At 48.6% G+C, this 12,187-nt stretch carries 13 protein-coding genes; 8 read left to right on the top strand and 5 right to left on the bottom strand.

The window, feature by feature from the left end:
* Positions 1-123: 123 nt before the first annotated feature.
* Positions 124-627: a hypothetical protein gene (locus HCG48_RS15795; RefSeq protein WP_246259581.1), complete on the top strand. Its 504-nt coding sequence runs from the start codon at positions 124-126 to the stop codon at positions 625-627.
* Positions 628-677: 50 nt separating this feature from the next.
* Here the strand turns inward: HCG48_RS15795 and HCG48_RS15790 are convergent, their stop codons facing one another.
* Entirely contained in the window at positions 678-842 is a 165-nt protein-coding gene (locus tag HCG48_RS15790; protein WP_168570015.1) for a YqaE/Pmp3 family membrane protein, read from the bottom strand.
* Positions 843-1,243: 401 nt separating this feature from the next.
* Between HCG48_RS15790 and HCG48_RS15785 the strand changes: the two genes are divergently transcribed.
* The 3 genes from HCG48_RS15785 (at position 1,244) to HCG48_RS15775 (ending at position 2,753) form a co-directional block, all read left to right on the top strand.
* Complete coding sequence (locus HCG48_RS15785) at positions 1,244-1,591, top strand: HepT-like ribonuclease domain-containing protein (RefSeq protein ID WP_246259579.1); 348 nt, start codon at positions 1,244-1,246, stop codon at positions 1,589-1,591.
* Positions 1,592-1,758: 167 nt separating this feature from the next.
* Positions 1,759-2,085 (top strand): hypothetical protein, encoded by a 327-nt coding sequence (locus HCG48_RS15780; RefSeq protein WP_168570014.1) that lies wholly within the window; start codon positions 1,759-1,761, stop codon positions 2,083-2,085.
* 122 nt (positions 2,086-2,207) lie between these two features.
* Positions 2,208-2,753, top strand: coding sequence for a GIY-YIG nuclease family protein (locus HCG48_RS15775; protein WP_168570013.1), 546 nt, complete (start codon positions 2,208-2,210; stop codon positions 2,751-2,753).
* A gap of 214 nt (positions 2,754-2,967) precedes the next feature.
* Here HCG48_RS15775 and HCG48_RS15770 read toward each other — a convergent pair whose 3' ends face one another.
* From HCG48_RS15770 to HCG48_RS15755, 4 genes are all read right to left on the bottom strand, one after another.
* On the bottom strand, positions 2,968-3,387 hold the full coding sequence (locus HCG48_RS15770; protein WP_168570012.1) for a hypothetical protein: 420 nt from the start codon (positions 3,385-3,387) through the stop codon (positions 2,968-2,970).
* Positions 3,388-3,463: 76 nt separating this feature from the next.
* The gene (locus tag HCG48_RS15765) at positions 3,464-5,407 is read right to left on the bottom strand and encodes an FHA domain-containing protein (RefSeq protein WP_168570011.1); all 1,944 of its coding nucleotides are present in this window, start codon (positions 5,405-5,407) and stop codon (positions 3,464-3,466) included.
* Positions 5,408-5,563: 156 nt separating this feature from the next.
* Complete coding sequence (locus tag HCG48_RS15760; protein WP_168570010.1) at positions 5,564-6,163, bottom strand: FHA domain-containing protein; 600 nt, start codon at positions 6,161-6,163, stop codon at positions 5,564-5,566.
* Between the two features lie 106 nt (positions 6,164-6,269).
* Entirely contained in the window at positions 6,270-7,151 is an 882-nt protein-coding gene (locus tag HCG48_RS15755; protein WP_168570009.1) for a 4-hydroxybenzoate solanesyltransferase, read from the bottom strand.
* 331 nt (positions 7,152-7,482) lie between these two features.
* On the opposite strand from HCG48_RS15755, the gene HCG48_RS15750 reads away from it, so the two are divergent.
* The 4 genes from HCG48_RS15750 to HCG48_RS15735 all read left to right on the top strand — a co-directional run bounded on the left by HCG48_RS15750 (position 7,483) and on the right by HCG48_RS15735 (position 12,173).
* Positions 7,483-7,935, top strand: a complete 453-nt coding sequence (locus HCG48_RS15750) for an IS607 family transposase (protein WP_246260131.1) — start codon at positions 7,483-7,485, stop codon at positions 7,933-7,935.
* Positions 7,932-9,218: an RNA-guided endonuclease InsQ/TnpB family protein gene (locus HCG48_RS15745; protein ID WP_320415742.1), complete on the top strand. Its 1,287-nt coding sequence runs from the start codon at positions 7,932-7,934 to the stop codon at positions 9,216-9,218. Before HCG48_RS15750 ends, HCG48_RS15745 begins: the two co-directional genes overlap by 4 nt.
* Before the next feature lie 79 nt (positions 9,219-9,297).
* A complete protein-coding gene (locus HCG48_RS15740) occupies positions 9,298-10,938 on the top strand; it encodes a Ppx/GppA phosphatase family protein (protein WP_168570007.1) in 1,641 nt (546 codons plus the stop codon).
* 53 nt (positions 10,939-10,991) lie between these two features.
* Positions 10,992-12,173 carry an HNH endonuclease gene (locus tag HCG48_RS15735; protein ID WP_168570006.1) on the top strand — a complete coding sequence of 394 codons (1,182 nt, stop codon included), beginning with the start codon at positions 10,992-10,994 and terminating at the stop codon, positions 12,171-12,173.
* Positions 12,174-12,187 lie beyond the last annotated feature (14 nt).

Here is a 12,187-nt window from a genome sequence, read left to right as displayed (position 1 = left end):
CGTTTCTTTGTCTGCGACCAGTGCATTGGAGATCGCGCGATCGCCGCGAGGGAGAGTGGATAATAGCAGAGGGGGAGCGAGTCGGTCCTGACGACCTCTCTTTTACCATCCACGTGAGAACCCATGAAGATCGACGAACTGAAAGCCGAGATAGCGGCGATTGTCACTCAGATTGAATCGTTAAAACGAGAACGCGCCCAATTGCCCGCGATCGAAGTCGATCCGGGCGAAATTTCGCCGGAAGCACTCGCCCAAGCTTATCGCCGTCAGGCGCGCGAAACCTCGGAAATTGCCGCCGAATTAAAGGGGATCGACGACGCGATCGCCGCCTTGAACGTCCAATTAGAGCGCAAACAAGGGGAACTAACCCGCTACCACCGACGCCACCCGATGCAAGAGCGCGTAGAACGAGCGCGGGATCGGGCGATCGTCCACGCCGAACGGATCAACGACCTGGCGGTGGAACTTGCCGAAGAAGTCAAAGCGCTCAAGGCGATCGCCGATGAAATTTCCCCGAGTTATTGGCAGGTCTATTACAAGCCCTTTATTACCGGATTTAAAAGCATTTCCGTCCCACACGTCCGATCCGACGGCGAAGTGTGGACGATCGTCAATCGGGTCGTTTGAGGGATTCGCCGGGGGGCGGGCGATCGCCGTTCGACGGTGACGGGTCTCGGTCAATCGACTTTGGCAATAATCCAGACCGCGTGAACGATCCCGAGGATATAGAACCCAAAAATTGTCAGCAGCAAGTTAATCCAAAAATGCTTCCCCAATCCCACTTGCAAGAAAACGCCCAGGGGCGGTAAAAAAATCGCACATAAAATTCTGACCAAATCCATTGTCAAATCCTCCCTTCGGTTAAAATTCGAGTCGGTTTTTCGCGATCGCCCTAGCCAATTGCAAGGGTTCGCGCTACACCTATATTGATAATAACGATTCGGCTTGCCCCTAGCTATCTGTACCAAGGTAGAAAAAACCAGAAGGCAATCCGGTTCGTCGTTCGGGTGGTCCGATCTGTTCGGGTCGATAGTTCCCAATCGGGAAAAGACCTTTGTTAGATTAGACCCAATTACCCGAGTTGCCGTGCGATCGCCTCCCCGTACAATTTAAGCCTCGACGGTTGAATATTTCCCCGAGGGGTGCGGTCAACGCCAGCAAGGGCGATCGAGGAGATTGAGAGGCATTCAACACCTCAAAATTAATGTTTTTTAGTCAATCGAGGGGACTTTTCATGCGACCGATGCCACCGCGAGACTTACATTACTTGTACGATATGTTAGTGTCGGCCAAAATTGCAGAAAGTTATTTATCGCAACATTCTTGGAGTCACTTTTTAGAAGATATCCAACTGCAAGATGCTGCGATCCGACGCTTGGAAATCATCGGAGAAGCCGAACGCCGACTATCTGAAGGAACGAGAATCTCTTTATCTAAGATTCCGTTAATTTTAATGAGAAATCAGATTGTCAAAGAATACGACAAGATCGATTTAGAGGTGGTTTGGAATACCGTGCAGAATGACTTACCTAAATTGATTGCAGAAATTGAAAAAGTGATGCCCGAGGAAAAACTGCAAGAAGTGATGTAAGGCGATCGCGCGCTTGGTAAAACTTAACCTTCAAATCGAAACAGCGATCGTAAAATCGGTGAGGGAACTGCGAGCCGATCGCCATGAAAACGATTCGCGGCGTTTGCGAAGCGTCTCCCCAGGAGAATCGGCCCAGTCCCGTTTGACGTTATCCCAATCGATTGCTAATGGGTCTCAAGATCGTTCAAAACTTTGACGCCAGCTTCACCCTCGCCCCGGACGCCCAAGCAACCCTCTTCAGCTTGCTGACAGACGAAACCTTCTTAAGGCAAATTCTGGCGCAAACCGAGTGTGAAGCCCTCGAATTTACCGAAAAACTGTTTCAACCCGTTCCTTATAGCGAAAATACGCCCAAAGGAATGCCTCAAGAATTCGAGTCCTATCACGAATCCGACGATTATCTCGTGATTAATGTCCCGCCGCCATTCATGTTCAAAGCCAAAATTTTTAAACCGAGTCGCCTCTGTGCGATTTATCGGAAAATCAACTCGTAAAATTAAATCAGTTGCTGCTTTTTTGGCTAATTTTTTGCAATTAATGCTTGTTCGCAGACAGGTATGGAGCGTCTGGGAAAGGCGATCGCCCGTTACTCGAATCCAATCTTTCTCAATTTACCATGACAACGCAAACAAATATTCCTACCCTCGCCAGTCTCGATTATCTTCCCTATTTGAACGAAGGGGGACTATTCGACGAGGATTTCACTAAAAAAGTTGGAGTTTACGCTATCTTTGACGAAGCAAAAACTCTACAGTTTATCGGTTATTCCCGCGATATTTCTCTGAGTTTAAAACAGCATTTCGTCCGGCAGTGCGATCGCTGTTATTGGTTTAAAGTCGAAACGATCGATCGCCCCAGTCGCAGCATTCTCGAACAAATTCGCGATGCGTGGATTGCCGAAAATGGTTCCGTTCCGCCGGGAAATGGCGAAGACGAGGCAAAGTGGACTCAGGCGATCGATGTTAAAACAATGATGACCGAGGAAGAACGAGAAAGTTACGAAAAACTATCCGGGGATGAGCTGTCTCAAATTAAATGTTTGAAAAAGATCGCCCGACGAGTGGAAGCCGAACTTTTAGAGAAATTACAAGCAAGAGGATTGAGCGAAAAATTGCGTTTTAATCCGAAGCAAAAAGAAACGGGATTACTCGATCTCAAATAGGCATTTGAGGCGATGAGAAAATATTTATGAGGTGGGGAATTGACCCACCTTTTGTTTTGGATAGAGGTAACTGTTAAAGGCTTTCTTCGTTGCAAAAATAAGGGTATACTTACTCCCGTGCAGTTGAAGAGACTGTCGATCGAGAGAATAAAAAAAGATCGTAGGGGTTTGGAAACCAAACCCTAGAGTTGGGGTAAGTTAACAGCTTAGAGATTTAAAATAAACGACCGCCGCGAAACCGCCAGTGAGGAAACAGGAGTTTCATTAAAATTTGAGAACTGAGATAAATCGCCGACCAAACAAAAATGTAGTGAACGATAAAGATCGGGATGGCTAAGGTTTTGGGAATGAGGGGTAAACCGATCGATTTGATGAGTGTAATGAGAAATAAAGCTTCCCAAATTCCGGCGAAGAGTTGAAAAATCCCCGGCCAATCTCGATCCCATTTAAACTGTTGTAAAAAGTTGTACAATCCATCCCAAATGAAACCCAATAGGGTGAGATAAAGTAGAATTAGCAAAAAAGTTAATGGGGAATAAGAGACGATCGCCGCGAATGGAAGCGTCACGAGTACGCCAACTGTTGAAATCAGAAATATCCGAGTTTGCCAGCGTCCGAATAGGGTAAAAGTCATGGAGATTTTAGATTTTAGATTTTAGATTTTAGATTAATTCTTATTTTGATTTAGCTCGATGAGAAAGGTGGCAGAGTTAACCGGGCGATCGCCCCACGGCCCATTTCAACCATTGACTGAGAGACCGCCAGCCGCTTAAAGCCTTGATTTGCGGGGCTTCGCACGATCGCAGGCTGTGGATGGTCCGCAGGGCAGCATATTGTAAACCGAGGAAACTATCGACCGCCGCATAGGGCCCGCCGAGGGTAATGGCGCCTGCGGCATACATCCGACCGGGATTGTTATACATCGGACTGATTTCAAAGTCGTTCGACACGGCGAGTCTGCCATTATCGAGGCGGGGGAGTTGGTAGCGAGTCACTAAATCGTTGAGGAAAGGACTGCTGCTGAGGTCCGCTTCGAGTCCGGTGGCGTCGATGATGAAGTTTGCGTCAAGTTCGCGATCGCCCTGGGCGGTTTGTAGGGTGACGTGGAGACGGCGATCGGGTTTTTGTCGGACTTCGCTGACGGTAGCGAAGGTCATTTCATACCAGCCCTGGCGCAATCCAGTTTCGATAATCTGCTGCCAATCTTGGCGGTCGGCGGTGGTGGTTCCGCCCCAAGTTTGTAGCAAGGCGAGGCGTTCTTTAGGGTTGGCTTTTTCTAACATTTCGCGCAAGTCGCCGCCCCAGCAGGCTTTGGGCCAGTTGAAGGGTTGCAGTTCGCAGTGATGTTTCACCGGACGGCGGGACCAACCGAATTGATGACCGTCGGCGACGGGCGATCGCATTAAATGGACGATCTGCAAATTTGCCCCGGAGGTTTGGCGGACTTCCCAGAGACGCTGAATGATGCGCGAGGCGACGATTCCACGTCCTTCGACGATCGCCGTCCCGCCATTTTGTGCAAGTTTTTCGTAAATTGTTTCGTGGTCTTCGTAGGCGTTGACGACGGCGGTGAGATCTCCGGTCCGATCGCGGTAGGCTTGCAGGTGTTCGAGAAAGCGGATGGCGGGGTAACCCGTGGCGATCTGGACGTTTTGGGCGACGAGATAGCCGTAGTGACCGCCGCCGAGGGAGTAGGCGATCGCATAACGTCCGTCGGTGGTTTTGCGAATGGCGCGCACGCTTCCATAACGATAAATCTCGTCCCAGCCGATCCGCTTGGCTTCGCGATCGATGGAACGGAATAGGTCAACGGCGCGCGGGGTATAGGTTTCGGCGAAATTGGGTTCGGCGAAGACCTGCCACAAATAGCGAAGGGCGCGATCGCCTTTTCCTTGGCGAAGGTCGCGCCATGCTTCTCGTAAGGCGTAACCGGGCCATCCCCAAAGGTTATCGGGACAAGCATCGGAATTCGATCGCAGGCGTTCGTGTAAGGGAATTTGAGAATTGAGACAGAGTTGTTGATATTTTCCGTAAGGTTTGGGCTGGTTCCCGATGGCGACAATATGGCGACTTCTGACGCCACAAATTCTTAGATAATCGACGAAGATATAACTACCGATTCCGGCGCCGACGGCTGCATAAAAAAATTCATCGGTTTCTGGATTGAAATTGCCCGTTTTTTGGAGGAATTTTAAGGAAACCAATTCGGCTTTGATAAATTCGGCGGGGGGAAAGTTAGAGGAGGTTGGAGTTGGAGAAGGGGCGGGATCGGGTAAGCCTGTTTGGGGATGAAAGAGGACGACGGTCGGGCTATTGTTTTTAAAAGAAACAGTGATTTCAAAAGGGCCTATTTGGAGACGATCGCCGTGGGAAAGCATGAGGCGATCGCAGGGATTGCCGTTGATAAAAGTGCCGTTGCGACTGAGGCGATCGACGATGACTAAATGGTTATGTTCGACGGCGATTGTCGCGTGGTAACGGGAGACGCGATCGCCGTCGAGAACGATGCGAGAAACGCGCCGACCGTTGATTTCGGCGGGCATTTCGCTAAACACTCGTCCGAAGGCGATCGGTGGGTTTAAATAGGGCGATCGAACCTGTCCGGTTTTCGGATCGGTCCACTGTAATTGGATTTGACCAAATTCGGAATTCATCAATGTTAAATTTAATCAGTTATCCAGTGGTTGAAATCGAACAGTTATCGGGATTTTTATCGCTTTAAACTGGATCGATGTTTTTTGATAAAATAGCAATTCAGCTACCGACTGATGACTTGATTTTATAGAGACTAGGAAATGAGGCGAGAAAACTTATTCGATCGGATCGTTCGTGACGATACTGACGGCATCTACGAGAAAATGGCCGCAGGTGGTACAGGCTGAGTTTCGCATATCGGCAGGCAATATTTTACCACAGTTCGGACATTTTAAATGGCTCGATTCTGGGGGAGAGAATAAAACGGGCTGATGGAGTTCTTCGGGTTGTCCAGAAGGAGGAGGATTTTGAGACAGTAAGACGGTTTCGGGAGGGCGATCGCCTCGAACTTTGGCAATTTCAACTACTTCTATTTTCTTCTGTCCTAAATAAATAATATTTCCGGCATTTAAGGCAATTTCCCCTTCAATTAAACGACCGCCATCGACGATCGCGGGATTCTTCGGTTTGAGATTGCGTAAATAAAAGCGCTGCCAGTCGGATTTAAAAAAGATTTCGACATGGAGGCGCGAAATACTTTGACTGTCTGCTTCTTCAGCAAATACAAAATCGCATTGTTGGGGGTCGCGACCGAGGCGAACCAGTCCGGGACTCTTACTCGCTTGGGTTTCGCTAATGGTTTCAGTTCTTCGTTGTCCTAATTCAGTCCAAGCTAGGATTAATTGCCATTGAGTTGATGACGATTGAGAATTCATAAAAGAGGATTCGTGGTGTGAAAAAAGTACGAAAAAGTGCCATAATTGATCCCCTGTTTTAAAAGGGTAAGGACACGGCAGTGCCATGTCCTTACGGGGAGTTTATCTAAAATAGACTGCCGGAAATTAGACCCAAAAGGACGATAAAGCCGATCCAAACATTTTGACCGAAAATGGCGCTATAGGGTCGAGAGTCTTCGTGAAAGCGGAGTTGATAGTAATGCCAACTCCAGAAAAAGACGGCAACAGCGAGGGCAATCCAAAAGGAAAAATAGAGATTTAAAATCATGCCCAAACTCGCCAGACAGGCGCTGGTTCCGAGAAAAAAGATGCCGACGGCTTCCGGGGCGCGATCGCCGAAAAATAGAGCGCTAGAATTAATGCCAACTTGGCGGTCGTCTTCGCGATCGCTCATCGCATAAACGGTATCGAAACCGAGGGTCCACAACACGGTTGCGCCCCATAAAATCCAGGTGGGACGGCTCAAATCGGCGGTAACCGCACTCCAACTAATCAACACTGCAAATCCCCAAGCGAGAGAGAGAACGAGTTGGGGAACGGGAAACACCCGTTTAGCGAGAGGATAGCCAATAATCAGGGGAACGGCGGCGACACAGAGGGCAAAACTGAGGGGATTGAGATAAAACGCCAAAATTGCGGCGCAAATTAAGCCGATAACGGCGACGACGATCCCGGTTTTGACCGATAAAGCGCGCGAGGCGAGGGGACGGGTTCGAGTGCGTTCGACTTGGGGGTCGATGTCGCGGTCCCACAAGTCATTGACGACGCATCCGGTGGCGCTGGTGGCGAGGGTTCCTAAAATAATCACGCCGACGAGGGGAAGCGGGGGGGTTCCTTCGGCGGCTAAAAAGACGGCCCAAAGGGCGGGAACCATTAAAATAAGGCGTCCGGCGGGTTTGTCCCACCGTAAAAGTCGCACGATTTTAGACCAAGTGGGTTCGGTTTCGTGAGGATGTAAACTCAGCATGAGCTTGTTGGATGGCGTGTTGGATGAATGATTACAGTGATGGTAAGGGATTGAGAAGATTGGAGGGTCGGTTGCGGGGGTCTCGCTACCCGTCAGACTATAGAAATTAGAACGAAAAACGTCGCCCTCTCCATCTAAAATTTAAAATCTAAAATTTAAAATCTAAAATTCCCCGCACGGGATACGATATCGTTAGGCTGGAGGTCTGAGTGAGGGTATTGTAAAGTTTAACTAAATACATAGTCAAGTATAGTCATTCCTGTTAAGATATAACCATGAAACTCTCAGACTATGCCAAAAAAGCCGGGGTGAGTTATCAAACGGCGTGGAGATGGTGGCAAAAAAGTCATCTAACGGGCTATCAACTTCGGGAACAATTATCATTACCGAAGAAGGGAAGAAGAAAACCGAGAGAATGGCCTGTATTTATGCCAGAGTCTCTAGTGCAGAAAATAAAGATCACCTTGAGCGACAAGCGGAACGGTTAAAAGATTATGCTATTGCCAGAGGCTATCAAATTTATAAAGTCGTCAAAGAAATTGGCAGTGGTTTAAATGATAATCGTCCAAAATTGGCTAAGGTTTTAACCGATTCCCATTACGATATATTGATAGTGGAGCATAAAGACCGTTTGGCGAGGTTTGGGACAAATCACCTTGAGATCCGGTTAAAAGAGAGGGGAAAAACCGTTGAGATTGTTAATCATAGCGAGGATCGACAAGATGAATTGATGGAAGATTTAATTACTATCATTACTTCATTCTGTTCTCGTCTTTATGGATGAAGACGCTCGAAACGGAAAACCGAAAAAATTATGGCCGAATTAAAGGAACGCTAGTGAAATTAGTCGAAAGACATATAATCAAAAAAGGTCATAGGTTTTGGGATGAGATCGATGAGTTATCATGGCATTCCAAAAATCTCTACAATGCGGCTAATTATCTAATCCGTCAAAACTTTATTTATGGTCATGGTTACTTGAACTATAACCGGATGGATAAATTAATGCAGAAGACGGAGCAATATCGCGCTTTACCAGCTAAAGTCTCTCAACAGGTGTTACGAGGATTAGACAAAAACTGGCAATCCTTTTTTGCCGCCAATCAAGCCTACAAAGTCAACAAGGAGAAGTTTTTAGTCAACCCGAAAATCCCCAAATATAAAAACAGTCAGAAAGGTCGTCAATTATTGGTGTACGTGAAACAGGCTCTAAGTAAAGTGGCTTTAAAAAAAGGTAAAATCAAATGCTCAAAAACCCAAATAGAGTTGGAGACTTCTGTAGCCGAAAAAGTAGTGGAGGTGAGAATCGTTCCTCGATGCGATTGTTATATCATTGAGGTCATTTATGAAGAAGTAGAACCAACATTGAAATCCAATGAATGGGTTGCTAGTGTGGATTTAGGTGTAGATGTTTTAATGGCTGTAACTTCTAATCAACCGGACTTTGTTCCTCTGTTGATAAATGGCAGACCCTTAAAAAGCCTGAATCAATTCTACAATAAACGAAAAGCCTTTCTCCAATCCCAATTAAAAGGAAATCGACCCACCTCTAAGAGAATCCAGCGTCTGACTCGATGCCGAAATCAAAAAGTGGAGAACTATCTCCATCGAGCCAGCCGTTATCTGGTCAATCTACTCGTTAACCGAAATATCACCACCTTAGTGATTGGCAAAAATGAAGGTTGGAAACAAAATGCCAAGATGGGGAAAGTGAACAACCAAAACTTTGTGGGAATTCCTTTCAACCGTCTGATTGAAATGTTGACCCATAAATGTCAATTAGTAGGGATTAAAGTAGTTCTAACTGAAGAGAGTTATACCAGCCAGTCGAACTTTTTCAACTTAGATCCGCTTCCCGTTTATGGAGAAACAGTAGAAATTCCCAAGTTTACGGGAAAAAGAATTAAAAGAGGTCTTTACCGGACTGATACAGGATTCTTGTGTCAAGCGGATATCTTAGGCTCCTATAATATCTTAAGAAAAGCATTCCCAAATGCCTTTATGGGCTATGGGATAGAGAGGTGCGTAGTTCACCCAAGGAGAATTAATCTCTCGAAGCCAAAATGAAGGGGATTTTTGAAATAGAATCCATGTCTTGTTTATATCTGACTATATTTTGGTTAACTATCCCTCAAAAGAGATCGTTATGATCAAGTCTGTTCCAGTCATGAGAATTCCGGCGCCGTCGGCGGAGAAACAGCGCACGCTGGCGGCGATCGATATGGGGACGAATTCCCTGCATATGGTGGTGGTGCGGATCGATCCGACCCTACCGACGTTTACGATTATCGCGCGAGAAAAGGAAACAGTTCGTTTGGGCGATCGCGAGGTGAAGACCGGGAATTTGAAACCGGAAATCATGAAGGGCGCGATCGCCTCGATGCAACGCTTTTGCGAAATTGCCACGGTGCTCAACGCCGAACAGGTGGTCGCAGTGGCGACGAGTGCGGTTCGCGAAGCGCCTAACGGTAAGGATTTTTTAAAACTGCTCGAAAAAGAGGTGGGGGTACGGGTCAATTTAATCCCCGGTCAGGAAGAAGCACGGCGGATTTATCTCGGGGTGCTCTCGGGGATGGATTTCAACCAGGAACCCCACGTGATTATCGATATCGGCGGCGGTTCGACGGAACTGATTCTCGGGGACGGACACGAACCGCGATCGCTGAGTAGTACCAAGGTCGGCGCGGTGCGACTGACGAGCGAATTTGTCTCGACGGACCCGATTAGTAGCCAAGAGTTTAAATATTTGCAAGCGTACATTCGCGGGATGATGGAACGTCCGGTGGAAGAGTTGCAAGCGCATCTCAAACCCGGCGAACGTCCGCGCTTGGTGGGAACTTCGGGAACGATCGAAACCCTGGCGGAAATTCACGCGCGCGAGACCCTGGGAACGGAACCGTCAGTATTGACTGGATACGAGATGAGTTTGGACGATCTGCGCGGGATTATCTCTCGGTTGCGCAAGATGTCCGAGGAGGAACGCGCGGACGTTCCGGGGATGTCGGAGCGGCGATCGGAAATCATCGTGGCGGGGGCGCTGATTTTACAAGAAACGATGGCGATGTTGGGGGTCGAGTCGATCGCCATTTGCGAGCGAGCGTTGCGCGAAGGGACGATTGTCGATTGGATGTTGACCCACGGGTTGATCGAAGACCGTTTGCGGTTTCAAAGTTCGATCCGCCAGCGCAGTACGATGAAAATTGCGCGCAAATATCAGGTGGATTTGGACTCTAGCGAGCGAATTGCGGCGTTTGCGCTGAGTTTGTTCGACCAAACCCGCGATCGCCTCCACGAGTGGGACCTCGAAGCGCGCGAATTGCTGTGGACGGCGGCGATCCTGCACAATTGCGGGGTTCACGTCAATCATTCGTCGCACCACAAACATTCTTATTATTTAATTCGCAATAGCGAACTGCTCGGTTATACGGAAACGGAAATTGAAATTATCGCCAATTTGGCGCGCTACCACCGCAAGAGTGCGCCGAAGAAAAAGCACGATAATTACAGCAATTTACCGAAACAAGAACGGAAGTTAGTGTCTCAGTTAAGTGCGCTGTTGCGCTTGGCGGTGGCGCTCGATCGCCGTGCGATCGGGGCGATCGCCCAAGTACAATGCGAGTACGACCAACAGAAACAAGAGGTTTACTTGAAGTTACAGCCCACCGATCCCGGCGACGAATGCGCCCTCGAATTGTGGAGTTTGGAACAGAAAAAAGAAGTCTTCGAGCAGGAATATGAGGTGAAGTTAGTCGTCGAGTTAGTCAAAACGCCGATGGGCGTGAGGTAAACTGGGGCGAAGCCTCAAGATCGTGCGGGTTTGTTGTCGTTCGGGAATCCCCCATGAACGGGTCATTAATGCGGCGTTATGTTCAGCTTTTAAATCGCTCGAAATGGATCGCGATCGCCTGTTTTACAATGAGCGTCGGCGGTGCGGGGATTTGGGCTTTTATGGGTCTCGATCCCCTTCCGAAATATGTGGCCCGTGGGGTTTTAGTGGGTGCAAATCCGCCAATTTCTTTTTCCCAAACAGCGACCCAAATTCTCGAACAAGGGAAGCAACTGTCTAAAGAAATTTTGCTGGCGGATAATGTTTTAGAAGCGGTGAGTTCGCGGGTGAACGAAACCCCACCGACGTTATTGGAGCGAATTTCACTGCGGGTTGTCAATCGAGACGGGAATTCGGCGCTGGAGGTTTACTATCGCGACGAAACGGCGCAATCGGCGCAAGAAACTGCACAATTATTGATGCAAGCGATGATCGAACAAAGCCGTTTGCTCAATCAAAATTCGCTGCAAGTGGTGTTACAAAATATCGAGCGGCAATTGCCGGAAATTAGCAAGGAGTTGGAGGCGACCCGCCAAGCACGGGACAATTATACAGGCGGCGACGCCGAAGAGCGGCAAAAATTGGAGAAACGAGTCGAACTCAAGCAACAGCAGTTAGACCGGGTTCGAGAGGCGGCGGTGGATGCGGAGGCGGCGCAAGAGGAGATCGGCAGCAGTTTGGCGATCGCCCAAATGCCCCAGGTGGGGGCGGTTCCGGACTCGAACCGTCAATTTTTTCTGATCTCGGGCGCCGGGGCGATCGCCGGAGCGATCGTCGGCGGCGGCGTGGTGCCTTTGCTGGCGTGGTGGTGGAACCGACGAGAATCGCCCGCATTTCGCACTAAGTTACTCGCTGCATATAACAATCGCTGCCCTTTGACTGGATGTGAGGTAGAGGCGGCGATCGACGCGGTGCGGCTGGATCGCGATCGCGCGGCGGGGGCAAAAGACTTAGAAAATGGCTTAATTTTGCGCGCCGATTTACATAACTTATTTAACCAGAATTTACTGGCGATCGATCCAAAAACACTGACGGTGGCGATCGCGCCGGAATTAGCGCAAACGAGCTATGGAAAATTAGCGGGGCGGCGCTTGGAACTGCCTTCAGATGAGGAAGCACGCCCGAATTTAGAGTTACTCGAACGGCAGTACCGTCGGTGTTCTTGGATTGATTTAAAAGGCGAGGAATCGCCTTAATTGTAGTGCGGATA

Source organism: Oxynema aestuarii AP17 (assembly GCF_012295525.1).
Taxonomy (GTDB): Bacteria; Cyanobacteriota; Cyanobacteriia; order Cyanobacteriales; family Laspinemataceae; genus Oxynema; species Oxynema aestuarii.
The sequence above is the reverse complement of the archived record's forward strand: the minus strand, read 5'-3'. Positions and strand labels throughout refer to the sequence as shown.

Bases quoted from the DNA above. Each gene is read 5' to 3' on its own strand.
- HCG48_RS15770 (WP_168570012.1), bottom strand. From the start codon at position 3,387: ATGACTTTTACCCTATTCGGACGCTGGCAAACTCGGATATTTCTGATT.
- HCG48_RS15775 (WP_168570013.1), top strand. From the start codon at position 2,208: ATGACAACGCAAACAAATATTCCTACCCTCGCCAGTCTCGATTATCTT.
- HCG48_RS15745 (WP_320415742.1), top strand. From the start codon at position 7,932: ATGAAGACGCTCGAAACGGAAAACCGAAAAAATTATGGCCGAATTAAA.
- HCG48_RS15795 (WP_246259581.1), top strand. From the start codon at position 124: ATGAAGATCGACGAACTGAAAGCCGAGATAGCGGCGATTGTCACTCAG.
- HCG48_RS15740 (WP_168570007.1), top strand. From the start codon at position 9,298: ATGATCAAGTCTGTTCCAGTCATGAGAATTCCGGCGCCGTCGGCGGAG.
- HCG48_RS15750 (WP_246260131.1), top strand. From the start codon at position 7,483: ATGGTGGCAAAAAAGTCATCTAACGGGCTATCAACTTCGGGAACAATT.
- HCG48_RS15785 (WP_246259579.1), top strand. From the start codon at position 1,244: ATGCCACCGCGAGACTTACATTACTTGTACGATATGTTAGTGTCGGCC.
- HCG48_RS15735 (WP_168570006.1), top strand. From the start codon at position 10,992: ATGAACGGGTCATTAATGCGGCGTTATGTTCAGCTTTTAAATCGCTCG.
- HCG48_RS15765 (WP_168570011.1), bottom strand. From the start codon at position 5,407: ATGAATTCCGAATTTGGTCAAATCCAATTACAGTGGACCGATCCGAAA.
- HCG48_RS15760 (WP_168570010.1), bottom strand. From the start codon at position 6,163: ATGAATTCTCAATCGTCATCAACTCAATGGCAATTAATCCTAGCTTGG.
- HCG48_RS15755 (WP_168570009.1), bottom strand. From the start codon at position 7,151: ATGCTGAGTTTACATCCTCACGAAACCGAACCCACTTGGTCTAAAATC.
- HCG48_RS15780 (WP_168570014.1), top strand. From the start codon at position 1,759: ATGGGTCTCAAGATCGTTCAAAACTTTGACGCCAGCTTCACCCTCGCC.
- HCG48_RS15790 (WP_168570015.1), bottom strand. From the start codon at position 842: ATGGATTTGGTCAGAATTTTATGTGCGATTTTTTTACCGCCCCTGGGC.